This window comes from Priestia sp. TRN 1309, assembly GCF_050846875.1.
Taxonomy (GTDB): Bacteria; Bacillota; Bacilli; order Bacillales; family Bacillaceae_H; genus Priestia; species Priestia zanthoxyli.
In genome coordinates this window covers 199,226-216,529 of the sequence record NZ_JBOZGM010000005.1, presented here as the reverse complement: position 1 = coordinate 216,529, position 17,304 = coordinate 199,226, and the positions used below count along the sequence as shown (strand labels likewise).

At 38.6% G+C, this 17,304-nt stretch carries 14 protein-coding genes; 3 read left to right on the top strand and 11 right to left on the bottom strand.

What is annotated here, in order from left to right; all coding sequences use genetic code 11:
• Window positions 1-27: 27 nt before the first annotated feature.
• The 5 genes from tatC to secA form a co-directional block, all read right to left on the bottom strand.
• Complete coding sequence (gene tatC, locus ACRPLQ_RS20575; RefSeq protein ID WP_028412029.1) at window positions 28-744, bottom strand: twin-arginine translocase subunit TatC; 717 nt, start codon at window positions 742-744, stop codon at window positions 28-30.
• Window positions 745-803: 59 nt separating this feature from the next.
• On the bottom strand, window positions 804-1,022 hold the full coding sequence (locus ACRPLQ_RS20570) for a twin-arginine translocase TatA/TatE family subunit (protein WP_028412028.1): 219 nt from the start codon (window positions 1,020-1,022) through the stop codon (window positions 804-806).
• 26 nt (window positions 1,023-1,048) lie between these two features.
• Window positions 1,049-2,782, bottom strand: a complete 1,734-nt coding sequence (locus tag ACRPLQ_RS20565; protein ID WP_432236272.1) for an alkaline phosphatase D family protein — start codon at window positions 2,780-2,782, stop codon at window positions 1,049-1,051.
• A gap of 305 nt (window positions 2,783-3,087) precedes the next feature.
• Window positions 3,088-4,186 (bottom strand): peptide chain release factor 2 gene (gene prfB, locus ACRPLQ_RS20560; RefSeq protein ID WP_114896991.1). Its coding sequence is split into 2 segments (ribosomal slippage): window positions 3,088-4,122 and window positions 4,124-4,186, totalling 1,098 coding nucleotides; the frame shifts between segments, so codons are not numbered across the junction.
• A gap of 99 nt (window positions 4,187-4,285) precedes the next feature.
• A complete protein-coding gene (secA, locus tag ACRPLQ_RS20555) occupies window positions 4,286-6,802 on the bottom strand; it encodes a preprotein translocase subunit SecA (RefSeq protein WP_193426663.1) in 2,517 nt (838 codons plus the stop codon).
• Between the two features lie 226 nt (window positions 6,803-7,028).
• Between secA and ACRPLQ_RS20550 the strand changes: the two genes are divergently transcribed.
• Window positions 7,029-7,433 (top strand): GNAT family N-acetyltransferase, encoded by a 405-nt coding sequence (locus ACRPLQ_RS20550; protein ID WP_028412025.1) that lies wholly within the window; start codon window positions 7,029-7,031, stop codon window positions 7,431-7,433.
• A 73-nt stretch (window positions 7,434-7,506) separates the two neighbouring features.
• Here ACRPLQ_RS20550 and hpf read toward each other — a convergent pair whose 3' ends face one another.
• The 5 genes from hpf to ACRPLQ_RS20525 all read right to left on the bottom strand — a co-directional run bounded on the left by hpf (window position 7,507) and on the right by ACRPLQ_RS20525 (window position 11,697).
• Window positions 7,507-8,058 (bottom strand): ribosome hibernation-promoting factor, HPF/YfiA family, encoded by a 552-nt coding sequence (gene hpf, locus ACRPLQ_RS20545; RefSeq protein ID WP_013059750.1) that lies wholly within the window; start codon window positions 8,056-8,058, stop codon window positions 7,507-7,509.
• Window positions 8,059-8,246: 188 nt separating this feature from the next.
• Window positions 8,247-8,462 (bottom strand): hypothetical protein, encoded by a 216-nt coding sequence (locus ACRPLQ_RS20540; protein ID WP_223546273.1) that lies wholly within the window; start codon window positions 8,460-8,462, stop codon window positions 8,247-8,249.
• A gap of 125 nt (window positions 8,463-8,587) precedes the next feature.
• Window positions 8,588-8,989 carry a flagellar export chaperone FliS gene (gene fliS / locus ACRPLQ_RS20535; RefSeq protein WP_432236262.1) on the bottom strand — a complete coding sequence of 134 codons (402 nt, stop codon included), beginning with the start codon at window positions 8,987-8,989 and terminating at the stop codon, window positions 8,588-8,590.
• Window positions 8,990-9,005: 16 nt separating this feature from the next.
• Complete coding sequence (gene fliD / locus ACRPLQ_RS20530) at window positions 9,006-10,808, bottom strand: flagellar filament capping protein FliD (protein WP_432236261.1); 1,803 nt, start codon at window positions 10,806-10,808, stop codon at window positions 9,006-9,008.
• Window positions 10,809-11,010: 202 nt separating this feature from the next.
• A complete protein-coding gene (locus ACRPLQ_RS20525) occupies window positions 11,011-11,697 on the bottom strand; it encodes a YpmS family protein (RefSeq protein WP_224980629.1) in 687 nt (228 codons plus the stop codon).
• A gap of 325 nt (window positions 11,698-12,022) precedes the next feature.
• On the opposite strand from ACRPLQ_RS20525, the gene ACRPLQ_RS20520 reads away from it, so the two are divergent.
• Entirely contained in the window at window positions 12,023-13,420 is a 1,398-nt protein-coding gene (locus tag ACRPLQ_RS20520) for an amino acid permease (RefSeq protein ID WP_028412020.1), read from the top strand.
• Window positions 13,421-13,459: 39 nt separating this feature from the next.
• On the opposite strand, the gene ACRPLQ_RS20515 is transcribed toward ACRPLQ_RS20520, so the two are convergent.
• Complete coding sequence (locus ACRPLQ_RS20515) at window positions 13,460-15,172, bottom strand: sodium:solute symporter family protein (protein ID WP_028412019.1); 1,713 nt, start codon at window positions 15,170-15,172, stop codon at window positions 13,460-13,462.
• A 630-nt stretch (window positions 15,173-15,802) separates the two neighbouring features.
• Between ACRPLQ_RS20515 and betB the strand changes: the two genes are divergently transcribed.
• The gene (betB, locus tag ACRPLQ_RS20510) at window positions 15,803-17,293 is read left to right on the top strand and encodes a betaine-aldehyde dehydrogenase (protein ID WP_430078322.1); all 1,491 of its coding nucleotides are present in this window, start codon (window positions 15,803-15,805) and stop codon (window positions 17,291-17,293) included.
• The last annotated feature ends 11 nt before the right edge of the window (window positions 17,294-17,304 follow it).

The following is a 17,304-nucleotide window of genomic DNA, read 5'->3' as shown; positions in this document are numbered from 1 at the left end:
ATTCTCTCATCGTATTTATGTATGAGGTCAAGCAATTGATTCGTTTCCTAAACGTTTTTTGTATACTACGCGTGAAATTGTCACACTGAGCTCATATAAGAGCAGAAGCGGGACAATGACTAAAATATCCGAAATAAAATCAGGAGGAGTAATAAGCACAGATATCACAATTAAAGCAAAATAAGATAACTTCCTTGCTTTAGCTAACCTCACTGGATTTAGAACCCCTAAACGCGTTAAAAATAAGACAACTAAAGGCATTTCAAATAAAAAACCAAATGGTAAACACAGATTAAGCATAAAACGGAAATAATGCTCCGCCGTAAACATGAGTGAAAACTGATCATTCGACAAACCTGTTAAAAATGCTAAAACCATTGGAAATAAAACAAAATAACCAAACCCCAAGCCACTTACAAATAAGAGAAAAAAGAATGGAATGAAGGTAATCATAATCTTATACTCTTCCTTTTTTAATCCCGGTGAAACAAACCGAAATACTTGATAAGCAGCTACTGGAAGTGTAAAAGCAAGCGCAAAAACAAATGCAATCACCATATAAATCCATACAATTTCACTTGGTCCAAGTACAGCAAGCTTGCCGTCCAAATCTTTCACTAGCCACTGATAAATATCTTGTACAAATACAAAACTGACAATAAGTAAAACTACAAATGCACAAAGTGTTTTAATAATACGAACACGCAATTCTTCAAGGTGCTCCATCAAGCTCATTTCTCCCATTGTCTATTTCTCCTTTCTGACAAGTAGAAATAGACGAGTTTCCTCGTCTATTTCCTTACTTACAATGTCGATTCATTCCTTTTTTGTTCAGAAACGGTTGCTGCCTGCTTTTCTTTAACACTTTCATCATCTGATACGAGCCCTTTTGCTGCTCCTTTAAATTCAGTTAATGTTCGCCCAAACGCCCGTCCAACTTCCGGCAGCTTAGACGGCCCAAAAATAATTAACGCAATGACCAAAATAATAACTAAACCAGGAATTCCAATATTAGAAAGCATACTTGACCTCCTTTCCCTTACTCAATTTACTGCTGTACTTTTTCTTTCTTTTTCAACTCTTGTTTTTCATGTGCTTTCCCGTGTGCCCGCATACGATCTTCCTCTACTTCCTTAGAAATCTTTAGCCCACGCGGCACGTTATTTACTTCAACTTCTGTCATACCTTTTCCATCTTTTTTATATTGAAAGGAAGCTCGAGTTGAAATTTCCGCACCAGGTTCTGTTACAAAAGGCACAACGCGATAATCAGCTTGCCATATATCAGAAGTGACCGTACACCTTACATATCCTCTGTAATCATTAAAGAATGTGAGATGTGGATTTTGACTTAAAATTTTATCCGTATCAGCTCGTTTATCTGCTCCGTTCCCTCCGGAAGTGATGGAGGTGCCAACGAACTCTGCACCAATAATTCTTGAATTAAGATTGGCAAAATCCGTGTGTAAATTAGAAGCCCAGTTAGCGTGCACATCTCCAGTTAGTACAATGACGTTGTCCAACTTTTTCTTTTCAATAAAATCAATAACACGCTGACGATTCGCCGTATACCCATCCCATGCATCCATGCTGTATGTAGGCTTAGCCGCCGTTCCAAATTTTCTGGGAGCAAAGAAAATTTGTTGAGCCAGTACGTTCCAATGACACGCTGATTTTTCAAGATTAGTAAAAAGCCATTTTTCTTGTTCAATCCCTAATAGCGTACGTTTAGGATCAAGAGATTCTGGCGTTTGCGGCTTTGTTCCGTCTCCATTTGCTTGATCGTCTCTGTATTGACGCGTATCCAACACTTGAAAGGAAGCTAGTTTCCCATATGAAAAGTCACGATACAATCTCATATCCGTTCCGTGAGGCAAGGATGTTTGACGCAAAGGCATATGTTCGTAATAAGCTTGATAAGCTGCCGCGCGGCGTTGAATAAATGCTTCTACTGATTGTCCTTTTTCAGGAATTACATTTGCATAATTGTTTTCTACTTCATGATCATCCCACGTCACAATCCACGGAAAAGCAGCATGAGCAGACTTCAAATTGGCATCTGACCTGTACTGAGCATGCCTGTTTCGATAGTCTTGAAGCGTTTGAATTTCTGCGCTGCTGTGAGTACGAACATTTCCGCTTGCAGCCACATACTCGTTTGGTCCATATTCATAGATGTAATCGCCCAAATGAACCACAAAATCCAATTGTTCTTTAACCATATGTTCATAAGCTGTAAAGTAACCATGTTCATACTGTTGACACGAAGCGAATGCAAACGTCATGCTGGCTACTTCTGCATTTGCTGAAGGAAGTGTTTTTGTTTTTCCAACCGGGCTTAACTCATGACCGCTTTTAAATCGATAATAATAAATACGGCCTGGCTTTAATCCTTTTACATCAACGTGAACAGAGTGAGCAAGTTCAGGTCTAGCTATTTCTGTTCCTCGTTTGACAATTCGATGAAAGTCTTCATCTTCGGCAAGCTCCCATTTTACTGGAACGGGTTGATTAGGCATTCCCCCGCCATTCAATGGGTCTGGTGCTAATCTTGTCCAAAGAACAATACTATCTGCTAAAGGATCTCCCGATGCGACGCCTAAAGTGAACGGATAACTTGAAAATTTAGGCGCTGCCGCTGAAACTTCTACTGCATTTAAACCGATAGACTGAGCAATTGTTAAGCCAAGTGATACTCCTGCTACTTTTCCAGCTCCTTGTAAAAAATGCCTTCTATCAAACCCTTTACTCGAAGAAAAACTGTTCTGTTTTACTTGCTCTATTAATTCGTGTAACGATTTATTTGCCACTGCACATGCCCCTTCCTCTTGATTTAACTCAAATTATAAAAGCTGTTTGTAAAAGAGGTATAAAGGATTGTAAAGAAGCATTTACCATAAAATAGGTATTTTAAACCATTTTATTTCATTGACAAAATAAGCGAACGGACGACAGCAACCTTTAAATTTCTGCATTTTCTTAATTTTCTATCTACAAATAGTTCTTTACGCTCGTTTTTCTTCATTCAAATTTTACAAAGTCCTAACAACTAAAAAAAGGCAGCATACCGAGGTATACTGCCTTTTGATTAAATATGAGAACGTAAATACGCATCAATAAACGGATCTAGATCTCCATCCATTACACTTTGCGTGTTTCCGACTTCCGTATTTGTGCGGTGATCTTTTACTAACGAATACGGATGGAATACGTAAGAACGAATTTGACTTCCCCATCCAATATCTTTTTGTTCTCCGCGGATTTCAGCTAGCTGTTCTTGCTGCTTCTCAATTTCTAACTGATACAACTTAGATTTTAACATCTTCATTGCTTGCTCACGGTTTTTAATTTGTGAACGTTCCGTCTGACAAGATACGACTACATTAGTGGGGAGGTGAGTAATACGAACAGCTGAATCTGTTGTATTGATATGCTGACCTCCGGCACCGCTTGCACGGTACGTATCAACCTTCAAATCTTCCGTACGAATATCAATTGAAATTTCATCGTTAAATTCCGGCATTATGTCGCACGATACGAATGACGTATGGCGACGGCCTGATGAATCAAACGGAGAAATACGAACGAGACGATGAACGCCTTTTTCAGCTTTTAAATACCCGTACGCATTATGGCCTTTAATTAAAAGCGTTACACTTTTAATACCAGCTTCATCCCCAGGTAAGTAATCAAGTGTTTCTACTTTGAAACCTTTTTTCTCCGCCCAACGCGTATACATACGTAGTAACATTGAACCCCAATCCTGTGATTCTGTTCCACCAGCACCTGGGTGCAATTCTAAAATGGCGTTATTTTTATCATACGGCTCGCTTAAAAGCAGCTGTAATTCAAAGTCGTTCATGCCTGAAATAAGCTCTTTTAGTTCACTAACTAGTTCTTCTGCTAAATCTTCATCGTATTCTTCTTTTACAAGTTCATGAGATATCTGTAAATTTTCGTATGTTTCATCTAAGTGGTTAAATTGATTTACTGCATCTTTTAAACCATTGGCTTCATTAATAACAGTCTGAGCTGCCTGCTGGTCATTCCAAAAATTTGGATCAGCCATAGTCTCATCTAATTCATCGATACGAGCTTGTTTTGTATCGAGGTCAAAGAGACCCCCTAAAGTCCGCTAATCGCTTAGCTGTTTTGTCAAGTTCTTGCTTAATTTCTACTAAATCCATGAGTTAAACACCTCTATTTTATTTTTGACGCACAGGAAGGAAATGAGAAGACTCATTTCCTTCCTGTACTAGTTCATTCTATACTAATTGACTCTTATTTTATGATTCTTTACCGCAGCAGTTTTTATACTTTTTGCCACTTCCACAGATACAAGGATCATTTCGGCCAACTTCTATCGCATTTACTTTTGGCTTCTTCTTAGCCGGCGCGTCTCCTTCTTTTGGATGAACAGCCGCCTGACCTTGCGCTACTTCTTGACGCTCAAGGTTGTTGTTAATTTCTGCTTTCATGATATACTTCGTCACTTCTTCTTCAATGGTTGCAATCATATTTTCAAACATCGCAAAACCTTCCATTTGGTATTCGCGAAGAGGATCTGTTTGGCCGTACGCACGAAGGTGGATGCCTTGGCGAAGCTGATCCATCGTATCGATATGATCCATCCATTTAGAATCAACTGCTCTAAGAACAACTACTTTTTCGAATTCACGCATTTGTTCTTCAGGGAGCTGCTCTTCTTTTTCATTATAACGAGCTTTTGCATGATCTACCAGCAGTTCTACCATTTCTTCAGGCTCTTTACGGCGAAGATCTTCTTCTGTGACTTCACCTTCCTCAAGAACATTAGCATTTACGTAATCAATAATCGCTTGTAAATTCCATTCTTCTTCTAATTCTTCACGCGGTGTATTTACCTCAACCACACGCTGTAGCGTTGATTCAATCATACGTTCTACAATCGCACGTAAGTTGTCTGAATCAAGCACTTCAAAGCGTTGTTTGTAAATAACTTCACGCTGCTGACGAAGAACATCATCATATTGAAGCAATTGTTTACGCGCATCAAAGTTATTACCTTCAACGCGTTTTTGAGCGGATTCAACAGCTCTTGTTACAATTTTACTTTGAATTGGCTGTGAATCATCCATACCAAGACGATCCATCATCGCCATCATATTATCAGAACCAAATCGGCGCATTAATTCATCTTCCATGGATAGATAGAATTGAGACACCCCTGGGTCCCCTTGACGTCCAGCACGTCCGCGGAGCTGATTATCAATACGGCGTGATTCATGACGCTCTGTACCAATTACAGCAAGACCTCCAGCTTCAACGACACCTTCACCTAGTTTAATATCCGTACCACGACCGGCCATATTCGTTGCGATTGTTACCGCACCTTTGTGACCCGCATTCTCGATAATATCCGCTTCACGCTCATGCTGTTTTGCATTTAAAACGTGATGGCGAATGCCTTTTTTCTTTAATAATGCTGATAAAACTTCAGATGTTTCAATCGCAACTGTACCAACAAGAACAGGCTGTCCTTTTGCGTGGCGCTCGGAAATATCTTCCACTACCGCATTAAACTTGCCTTCCATTGACTTGTAAATTAAATCCGCTTTATCATCACGTGAAATTGGCTTGTTTGTCGGAATAACGACAACGTGCATGTTGTAGATATTACGGAATTCTTCTTCTTCCGTTTTAGCTGTACCCGTCATACCTGATAATTTTTCATACATACGGAAGTAGTTTTGGAATGTAATTGTAGCTAACGTCATGCTTTCATTTTGAATCTCAACGTTCTCTTTAGCTTCGATAGCTTGATGCAAGCCGTCACTAAAACGTCTTCCTTTCATCAAACGACCAGTAAATTGGTCAACGATTACGACTTGATCTTCATCAATTACATAATCCACATCGTTTTGCATCGTTACATGTGCTTTAAGCGCTTGGTTGATGTGATGGTTTAGCGCTACGTGTGAAATATCAAATAAGTTTTCAATGCCAAATGCGCGCTCGGCTTTTGACATACCTTCTTCGGTTAGCTGAACGCTTTTTGTTTTGATATCAAAAGTAAAATCGGTTTCTTTATCAAGCGTGCGAACGAATGCATTAGCTTGAATATAAAGCGCAGTCGATTTCTGTGCGCTGCCGGATATAATAAGCGGCGTACGTGCTTCATCAATTAAGATAGAGTCAACTTCATCGATTACAGCAAAATGAAGCGGACGTTGAACCATTTGTTCTTTATAAAGCACCATGTTATCACGTAAATAGTCAAATCCTAGTTCATTATTTGTACTATACGTAATATCCGCTGCATATGCTTCTTGTTTTTCTTCACGCGTTAAATGGTTTAAGTTTAACCCTACTTTCAAGCCTAGGAATTCATATAAACGACCCATTTCACTAGCATCACGGCTCGCTAAGTATTCATTGACTGTTACTACATGTACACCTTTGCCTGTAATGGCGTTTAAGTATACAGGCATAGTAGCTGTCAACGTTTTACCTTCACCCGTTTTCATTTCCGAGATATTCCCTTCATGCAGAGAAATACCCCCCATTAGCTGAACTTTGTACGGATACATGCCTAACACACGTTTCGCTGCTTCACGTACAACCGCAAAAGCTTCATCTAATAGGTTATCGAGCGATTCACCATTTTGGTAGCGTTGTTGAAATTCAGCTGTTTTTTCACGAAGCTGATCGTCCGTTAAAGACGCTATTTCAGGACCTAACGCATCAATTTGGTCCGCCATTTTTTCTAAACGGCCGATTTGGCGCTGATTGCCGTCAAACACTTTTTTAAATAATCCAAGCATATTAAAACGCTCCTCTATTTATAATCAGTACATTTTATACTATTTTCATTCATATCTGTATCTTTCATTATAAAACATTCTGAGTAAAATTGTAACATTGCAGCTAAACAAGTAGCAACTTGTACCCTTTTTCGTCTGTCTCTTTACTAGTACTACTCTATTAAGGAGTTATTTTCTATTGTGATTTTCCCTGCCTCACTCTTACAATAAAAAAGGGGAATGTAGAATGAACGTTCAAACGATTACGAAAGAACAAGCTTGGGAAGTCCGACATATCGTCATGTGGCCTCATAAAGATTTCAGTTATGTTCAGCTGAAAGAGGATCCATCAGGCATGCACTATGGACTGTTTGAAAAAGGAGAGTTAAAATCAGTTGTTTCCTTATTTATAACAGGTGATGAAGCTCAATTCCGGAAATTTGCTACGCTCAAAGAAGAACAAGGAAAAGGGTACGGCAGTCATTTGCTAAAAGAGGTTTTGTTCAAACTCAAGAATCTTGGGATACGAAGGGTCTGGTGTAACGCACGAGAAAATAAAGTATCTTTTTATCAGGCATTCAAAATGAAAGAAACCACGCGTGTATTCACCAAATCTTCTACACGCTATGTAGTTATGGAACTATTTTTTTAAACAGCTAAAAAAGCAGCGTGCGGAAGCACGCTGCTTTTATTTTACTGCTCTTATTTAAGAAAGACTGTAACCTTTAGTTTGGTTCAATCAATCCATATCGGCCATCTTTTCTTCGGTACACAACGTTTGTAATGTTTGTCTCAGCATTTGTAAATACAAAGAAACTATGTCCTAACATATTCATTTGTAAAATAGCCTCTTCGCTATCCATTGGTTTTAAATTAAATCGTTTTGTACGAACTAGCTCTAATTCATCCTCTTCAGTTGCAACAGCTACGTTCGCTTCACTTTCTAATGCTGCAAATAGATACTTCTCAGCACCTTTTTCACGCATTTTTCGATTCACTTTTGTTTTATGTTTACGAATTTGACGCTCTAATTTATCTAGGACAAGATCGACAGCTGCGTATAAATCACTGTGGGTCTCTTCAGCTCTCAATACGAGATCATTCATTGGGATTGTGACTTCTATTTTTTGATCGTTATTGTAGACTTTTAAGTTTACATTTACGTCAGCAGTTGGTGTCTCGTCGAAATAACGCTCTAACTTACCAAGCTTTTTCTCTACGTATTCCCTAATTGCTGGAGTCACCTCAATGTTTTCACCGCGAATGTTATACATCATGTTCGAACTCCTCCTTTAATCCATTGCTATACCTCTACAATTCTACAATACCCGACACAATCCCTTCCTAAACTATTAAAATTTTTAGAAAATTTAGTGAAAATTTTTGGAACCTGAGAAAAGTTTATGAAAAAACCAAAAAAATAGACCTTCTTCATAAGAAGAAGGGTTGTATTTTTTACGCAAAATTAATTTTTTTTATCGTAAAACATCCCATCAAACGATTTCATTTCGTAAGGGTTTACATAGCTGTTATTATGCTTTTTTTTCACTTTTAGCAAACGGAGATCTTCCATGATTCGATGCCGGATGAAGATCAGATTTTGATCAATCGTCTTATTCATTTCGACAATTTTCTTACCCATCCATTCATGATCTCTACTTTTTGGCGGCAGCTTCTCCATGAGGTCACGTCTTTTTAATAGAAGATACTCTAATTTCTGAATGTCCTCTTCTCGATTTTTGTCAGAAAATATTTGAGTAAGTCGGTAAATCTCGTCAGTTATCTGATACAGTTCGTTTATCATATTTATGCTTGGCCGCCGCTTCCATGGACTTGCTGGCGGTGAAGCTGCACAACTTGCTTCCACGTATCGCGGAACTCTGTTACATATTGTTCGGCTTCATCCAAGCTCTCTATGTCATTTTTTGTGTTCGCTTCAATTAAACACTGGTTGATATAGTCATACATAGTCATCATAGACTTAGCAACTTGCACTTTTGTATCAAGGGTAATCATTAATTCTTGAATAATATTTTGTGCTTTTAACAAATTCGTATTTTTTAGCTCAATATTTTTTTCCTGTATGCCTGTTCGTGCAAGTTTGATAAATTTCAAACACCCGTTATACAGCATAAGCGTTAACTCTCCTGGAGAGGCAGTCTGAACAGCTCCCTGCTGATACGCTTGATATGGATTATTTGCTGCCATAAACGTTCACTCCTTCTTAACTAAAATATTGCGATAACTGCGCGCTTTGAGCATTTGCATTTTGAATGGCTTTCTCCATTGCTGTAAACTGACGATAATACCGGTCCTCTACTTGTGTGAGCCTGCTTTCAAAACTAGTAATTTGGCTGTTTACGCTTTTTAAATTCCGCCCAAGCAAAAATTGTTCACTTGTCCATGTTGAACGGCCAGCGCGCTGCTCAACTTTGGATACGGTTTGAGTAATCGTATCTCGTAAACGTCGTACAATCCCTTTTTCACTTGTTGTACTTCCACTTTTCATAAATAAATCCATAACAGACTGCGGGTCTTTTTCAATTGCTTCTTTTAATTTAGTCCCGTCACCTTCAATCACTAGCTTGCCTCGATCACTATAGTTTGCGCTAGTTGAAATACCGATGTCCGTTAGCTGTGAAAATGCTCCGCTCACTCCTGATACAGAGGCATACCAGTTAGAACGCATTTGATTCAGCCCGCTTGATAAAATTGTGTCTCCTTTTAACAAACCGCTTTTTGCTTTATCATCCCACTGCTCAGCTTGTTTGTCCGTTAGCTTTTCTCTTTCTTGATCCGTCAAAGGCTGATAGTTTCGGTCTCTTTCTTCGGTAATCTTTCCATTAATTTTCTCAATCAGCTCATTATATTTAGTCACAAAATCTTTGATTGTATCAAATACTTTTTGCGTATCATTGCTTACGTTAACGCGCACATCTCCTGTGAAATTATTTTGAAGGGTATAGGTAACGCCTCCCGTTGTAAATGTATTAGACTTACGAGTTGTTTCTAGACCGTTTAGCGTAAATTTTGCGTCTGTTCCTTTCGCATCACCGGCAAGCTGCAGGAATCCCGTCAAAAATTCTCCTGAAAAAACCATATTGGGTCCATCTGGACTGTCGATAGAAGATAAATTCCCCGTATCTTTACGAGTCATGACAACTTTATTCGTTCCTTCATCAAAAAAAGCTGAAATGCCTACTTTTGAATTACTGATTTGTGTGAGAAGGGTGTTTAATGAGGTGGAACCGTCAAATTCAAATGGCGTACTTCCCCCATCTTGAATATTTCCTGTTGCTTTGCCTGTACTATCATAAGTTGTCATAGAAAAGTGCAGCACATTTTGCTGATACGAGAACGCTTCAATTGTGCTGCCGCTTGTTAATGTTGTACCAAACGTCATTTCACCTGTGTCTTCGTTAATGAAAACTTCATCAGAGCCTAATGTTTCCACCTTTGTTCCTATTTTTATGGTATACGCTTTACTTGTACCATCAGTGGTAACAGATAAAGTGCCTATATCCTTATTTACAGCAGAAACAGAACCCTTAGCTAATTTTATTGTGCTAGTATCAGCACTTAACGTTATAGCCGCTTGTTCCACCGTTTTCTCAGTCCACACACTTGAAGCTGTTTGGATTGAATCTCTTTGAGACCACAAGCTTTTTGTTGGATCAATACTAGAAGCAATACTGTTAGCGCTAATACTCTGCGCAGCAGTCGCCATTGTCACGTTTGAAAGGGTATAAGACGCATTTCCTGCTGAGGAAGTAGCTGATGCTTTTACTTTTGTTTCATCTGCTGAAGATACCGTTTTGGACGAATAAGAAGACTGCAAGGTCATATTAAAAGCAAGATTATTAAAGTCTGATAACAGCAAATTCATAGAGCGATAATCGTCGCGCTGCCACTCTAACGTTTGCTTTTGTTTTTTCATCTTATCAATAGGCATTCGTTCAGCCTTCATTAAATCACTGACGATTTGATCAATATCCATCCCACTTGCTAATCCACTTACTCTTACCACTTACCATCACCACCGTTTTTTTATTCATCTATCCATCAACTGCTAGCCATAAAATATAAGTATATTTTTTCGAATCTCCCTATTCGTTCATAGGTTCACCACTTCTCTATTTTGTATCGGTAAAACGAACATTTTTTTCATAGGTCAAAGGGTGCAAGATAGAAAAAGCTCACTTATTTTTTTACAATAAGTGAGCTTTTTATTATTGGCCAAACAAGTTCAGTTTTTGGGATAAATTCCTTTGAATATCCTTAGGAATAAGGTATGGTGCTAGATTTATAATATCTCGTAACGAATCAATGGTTACAGAGGCAGATAAATTTATATATTCATCCGTTGTATCTGCTTGCTCAAACGAAATGGAATCTGGCAAATTATTGAGCAGAGTAATTTCATTCATTTCTTTATCGACCGTGACATCAGAAGACTCGTTAATATTTAAGCGATCCCATACAAGAGACCTCGGAATCGGCATTCTTCCTAAATGCACACTATTCACCTTCAAAACAAGCTTTCCATTCTCGGCATTTGGTGTTACATCAACTACAAACTGTGATTCCATAAAAGATACTACATGTTTATTAATATAAAATTTTATATGTTCCGGAAGCAACTCCGCTTCTGCTCCCTCAACCGTTTCATCATTTTCATAAAGGTAGCTGCGCAAATAATCGTTAACATCGCTCTCGCTCAATCGGTAGCCTAAAATAGGGGAGCCTCCGTTCAGTTCTAGCGACGTCGCACGAGCGGACTTTTCTTGTGCTAGTGAAGATAATGAAGCAGTCTGATCAAGCTTTTCAACATTTCTAACTGGACTAACGAAAAAATACAACCCAAATAAAAGGATAATAAATAGAAAAATAACAGCTATAAATTTTCTCAAACACACGCACCCTTTCAAACATTCTTCTTGGAACATAATACCGATTTATCTTTTATCATACAAGATAAATAAGATGTATGTCGAAAACTTGTATAAAATGTACGTATATACTCGACATCCCAAATGGCGAATAAGTCTATAGTGAATAAAACGAGTCTTTTTCGACTTAAAATGCGTCGATTTTAGTAACTTAAAGTCGATTTTTATAGGAATTTGATAATTGGCACACTTCTTGCTTATTATAAAGGTAAGGGGAGGAATTTCTATTTATATTTTCAGAATTTACTTTATTTTCTAATAGTCTTTCGATAATTTTAAAGGAGTGAATACGATGGGAAACAAAACAGAATCACACGGAAAGTTAAAGCAACGTCACGTTTCCATGATTTCCATTGCAGGTATTATCGGGGCCGGCTTGTTTGTAGGAAGCGGATCCGTTATTAACGCAACAGGCCCAGCAGCAGTAGTTTCATATGCAGCAGCCGGACTGTTAGTCGTTCTATTAATGCGTATGCTCGGTGAAATGGCTATGGTAAATCCAGATAAAGGTTCATTCGCGACATATGCTCAGCAAGGAATTGGCCCGTGGGCAGGTTATGCTGTTGGATGGCTTTACTGGTTTTTCTGGCTAATTGTAATTGCGATTGAAGCCACTGCAGGAGGAGCAATTGTTCATGAATGGCTCCCTTCCGTACCAATTTGGCTTTTAAGCTTAATCTTAACCTTTGCATTAACCTTAACAAACTTATTCTCTGTCAAATCATTTGGAGAATTTGAATATTGGTTTGCTATGATTAAAATTGTGGCAATCGTTGCTTTTATGGGAATCGGTTTAGCTATTATTTTCGGATTAATCCCAGGTACATCTTCACCTGGTTTAGCTAATTTAACGGGGCACGGAGGCTTTATGCCAAAAGGTACGAACTCTATCTTTTTAGGAGTTATTACCGTTATTTTCTCTTATTTTGGAGCTGAAATTGCGGCTATTGCAGCTAGTGAATCAGAAAATCCAGCAAAAGCTATTACAACTGCTATTCGCAGTGTCGTATGGCGAATTTTAATTTTCTATATTGGTTCAGTTGCTATTTTAGTAACTCTTTTACCTTGGAACTCAGCTGATTTACTAAAAAGTCCGTACGTAACAATGTTAGAAATGGTCAACATTCCAGCGGCTGCACAAATTATGAATTTAGTCGTATTAGTATCCGTTTTGTCTTGCTTAAACTCTGCTTTATATACGAACTCGCGAATGATTTTATCATTAGCTCAAAAAGGACAAGCTCCTCGTGCTTTAGCAAAGGTAAGCAAATCAGGCGTGCCGGCAAGAGCCGTATGGATTAGCACAGCTGCCGCATATGTATGTGCTATCTTTAGCTTCGTTTCGCCGGATAAACTCTTTTTATTCTTAGTTAACGCATCAGGAGCCATTGCTCTTATTGTGTACTTAGCTATCGCTATTTCGCATTTACGCCTGCGTAAGAAAATGATTCAAGCCAACCAGCCAATTAAAGGAATGAAAATGTGGTTGTTCCCGTATTTAACATACGTAACAATTGCTGTTATTACCGTGATCTTCTTATCAATGGCATTTATTGATTCGATGCGCTCACAGTTTTTCTTAACTCTTGGATTAACCGCTGTTGTTCTTCTTTCATACTCGTTCATCAAAAAAACAAATAACAAGCGACCTGACGATCAATTTTCCGAGTCAGAAAATATTGCAAAATAAAAAAAGCCGCATCTGCGGCTTTTTTTATTTTGTTTTTGATTATTTCTCAACCGATATGTCACGATGAAGGTTTCGAAGCGGCTGAGGAGGGCAAATACGTCGCGTTGCGTAAGAAACAATAAAAATAGTTAACAACCCGCCTACCATCGCAAATGTACGAAATGGAAACATGACCACCCCGTCTTCTATCATCGGATACGGAAGCAGCGCTTTTAAATGAAGCAGCGGTTCCCCTCCACCGATTCGAAGAACAAGAGACACAATGAATCCAGCCAAAGATCCGTACCAGTTTGCTCCTTTAAAGAACAAAGCGCAAACCAATTGTGGAAAAAGAATACAATACACTAGGTCCCCTGATAAATACCATAAGGAGTAGACACTCTCAGAGTTTAAAGCAATTAAAGTTGCTCCAGTTCCAATGATAATGATAGAACGTTTAATAACTTTATCTAACTGCGCCTGTGTCGCATTTGGTTTTACAATCGGACGATACACGTTCCAAGCTGCCATTCCCGAAGCTGAAAGTAACGAAGCCGCTACTGCAGCCATGACGGCAGCAGCTAGTCCTCCAAGCGCAATCGCTCCTACTAAATCAGGCGTTAGATATTTAAATACGTATGTTAAAATCATAGACGCGCTCTCAGGGCTTGACGCTCCAAATGAAGACCAGTCCGCACTGTAACCAATCATTCCTATTAAAGTTGGAGGCAAGGCCGCTAGAGCGCAAAAAATGCCGGCTGTAATAGATAGCCACATTGCTGCTTTTTCATTTTTAGCAGATAACACGCGCTGAAAATAAATCTGCCATGGAATACCACCAAAAATAAGTAAAAATGTGCTATCCCACCATTGCCAATATGTATTTCCCCATTTTGGATCTTCCCAGCCTTTTAATGGAGGAAATAAATGAAGAGAACCAGTCATACCTTCTGAATAAGTAGAAAAAACGGCTCCCACCCCTCCCGTATTCGAAAATGCAAAAGGAAGCACCAGAAATAATCCTAAAAACATAATAGAAAGCTGTAAGATATCGGTATGTGCTACTGCCCACAAGCCGCCAATCACGGTGTATGCAATGGCAATAAGTGCGGAAAGAATGATGGAAATTGAAAAACTGAGGCCTAAAATCACACCGAATGTTGTTCCTAAAGCAGTTAAGATAGCTGCGCTCCAAAACAGCTCTCCTAATATAGCTGGAAAATAAAGAACCGTAGCCATTTTCTTACCGAAACGAGATTCTAGAGGATCGAGCATTGTCATAAACTCAAACCTTCTCATCTTTCTAGCAAAAAAGATACCGCCTAAAATTAAGCTGATTGAATAACACCATGGCGCTTGCGTCCAAGTCAGTCCTGAGGAATAAACAGTTTCGGCCGTTCCAGCAATATACCCTCCACCTACCCAAGTAGCGGTCATTGTGAACATTGAAATCCATAGCGGCATAGATCTTCCCGCAACAAGCATATCATCTGATTTTCCTTTTTTACTTGCAGCAGCTCGAGCACCAATAAAGTAAATAACACCATACATAATGAACATTAAAATGAGGCCTGGCCAATAGAGATCTGGATTATAGAGAGAATAGATAAATGCGACAACCATAAAGATGAAAAATCCTATAATAGTTGTCCATAAGGGGGTTAGTAGACGGTTGTTTCTGTTTGATTTCCCTGAAAAGTCAGAAGTCTCATTCGACTTTTCAGGCCTGGCTTGTTGTGTGTCTGAACGAAATGGCTTTTTAGCATTTTGCATCGTCTCACATCCTTTAAATTGATAAAGAAATCTAAAGACATAACTGTCCTCTATTCCTTTTTCCTACCAGCATACAATTAAACCTAAAAATAGATTTTTTTAGAATAAACTATAAATAGTTGGATTATAAATACCAATACGAGGGGGAGAAATTACGTTTATATAATTATATTAAAATAATTTAAATTGACTTATTTTATTATTCAGCTAAAAATTCATAATTATTTTCATCTTCTCTCTAAACTCCTTTCTTAATTTCCACATTCAAAATCCTTTGTTTCTCAAGGTTTGTATGCAAGCAGATATCGTACTATGGTTAATATATCTGAATGTTTAGGATATTGTCAAAAAAGTTTAAGGGTTTTCATATAAAAAAAGAATAATATTCTCATAGCTCATACATAAAAAAACCTTTTGTATCAAGGGACATAGCAATCAGTATTTTTTAATTACTTTTTGTTAAATTTTTTCTTAATATCCGAATAATCAGCTCTTAATAGAGAAGAAAATCAATTTAAATTCAGAACATTTAAAGTTTTTGGATTTGACTAAATTAAATGGCCGATGCTATAATTCAAATTGTTAAGAACGTTAAATATAAATTTAACAAATTCTATTATTTGGAGGTCGATGCTATTGGAACAAACACTTATGCTTGAGAAAATGCACATAAACGGCCAATGGGTTGAAGCACGTAGCGGCGAGAAAAGAGAAATTATAAACCCCTTTAATCAAGAGGTTATCGCTGTCGTTACAGAAGGAAATCGTGCTGATGCCATAGAAGCCATTGAATCAGCTAGAAAAGCTTTTGATGCAGGTGAATGGTCTAAATTTACAGCGGCCGAAAGAGGTTCTTTGTTATTTAAAGTAGCGGAAGAAATTCGCAATGATCGCGAGGAACTAGCAAAGCTTGAAACCTTAAATACCGGAAAAACCCTCGTTGAAAGCCTAGCAGACATGGATGGAATTGCTGATGTCTTTCAATACTATGCTGGATTAGCAGATAAAGATGGCGGACAGATGATTGAGTCACCTAATCCCGATTCTGTTAGCCGCGTTGTCCGTGAGCCTGTAGGCGTGTGCAGTCAAATTACTCCTTGGAATTACCCGTTATTGCAAGCCTCTTGGAAATTGGCTCCCGCACTTGCTGCTGGGAACACAATTGTTATTAAACCAAGCGAAATCACCCCTTTAACAACTATTCATATGATGAAAATTTTTGAAAGAGTTGGCTTTCCAGCAGGCGTCATTAACATTGTGCTCGGTCCAGGTGCGACCGTTGGACAAGAAATGGCAGAGAGTCACTTAGTAGATTTAGTTTCCTTTACAGGTGGCGGAGTATCTGGACGTAAAGTCATGCAGGCTGCCGCAGGCAACTTTAAAAAAATTGCTCTTGAACTCGGAGGGAAAAATCCGAATATCGTCTTTGCTGACGCTGACTTTGACACTGCGGTTGACTATGCATTAAATGCGGTCTTCTTTCATGCTGGTCAAGTTTGTTCAGCTGGTGCGAGATTACTCGTTCAAGATGATATTCACGATAAATTTGTTTCAGCAGTTATTGAACAAGCCAAAAAAATTAAGCTAGGGGACGGCATGGACGAAGCCACTCAAATGGGACCCGTTATCTCAAAAGAACATCTAGCTAAAGTGGAACATTATATTGAGCTAGGGAAACAAGAAGGTGCTTCTCTTGTTTTAGGAGGCAAGCGTCCAACTCAGGATTCTTTACAAAAAGGATTATTTATCGAACCAACTATTTTTACAAACTGTCATGGAGACATGAAAGTTGTCCAAGAAGAGTCATTTGGTCCGATTATGACAATTGAGCGCTTCAGTACTGAAGAAGAAGCAGTCGCACTTGCTAACGATACGATCTATGGATTAGCTGGAGCTGTTTGGACAAGTGATATGAACCGAGCTGAACGTGTAGTGAAAGCACTCCGTATGGGAACAACTTGGATTAACGATTATCATCCCTACTTCCCGCAGGCTCCTTGGGGAGGTTATAAGCAATCTGGGATTGGAAGAGAGCTTAGCCATATCGGTCTAGAAGAGTATACGGAAATTAAACATATTTATACCAATACAAATCCACAGCCAATGCGCTGGTTTCAATAAAAATTAAGGGG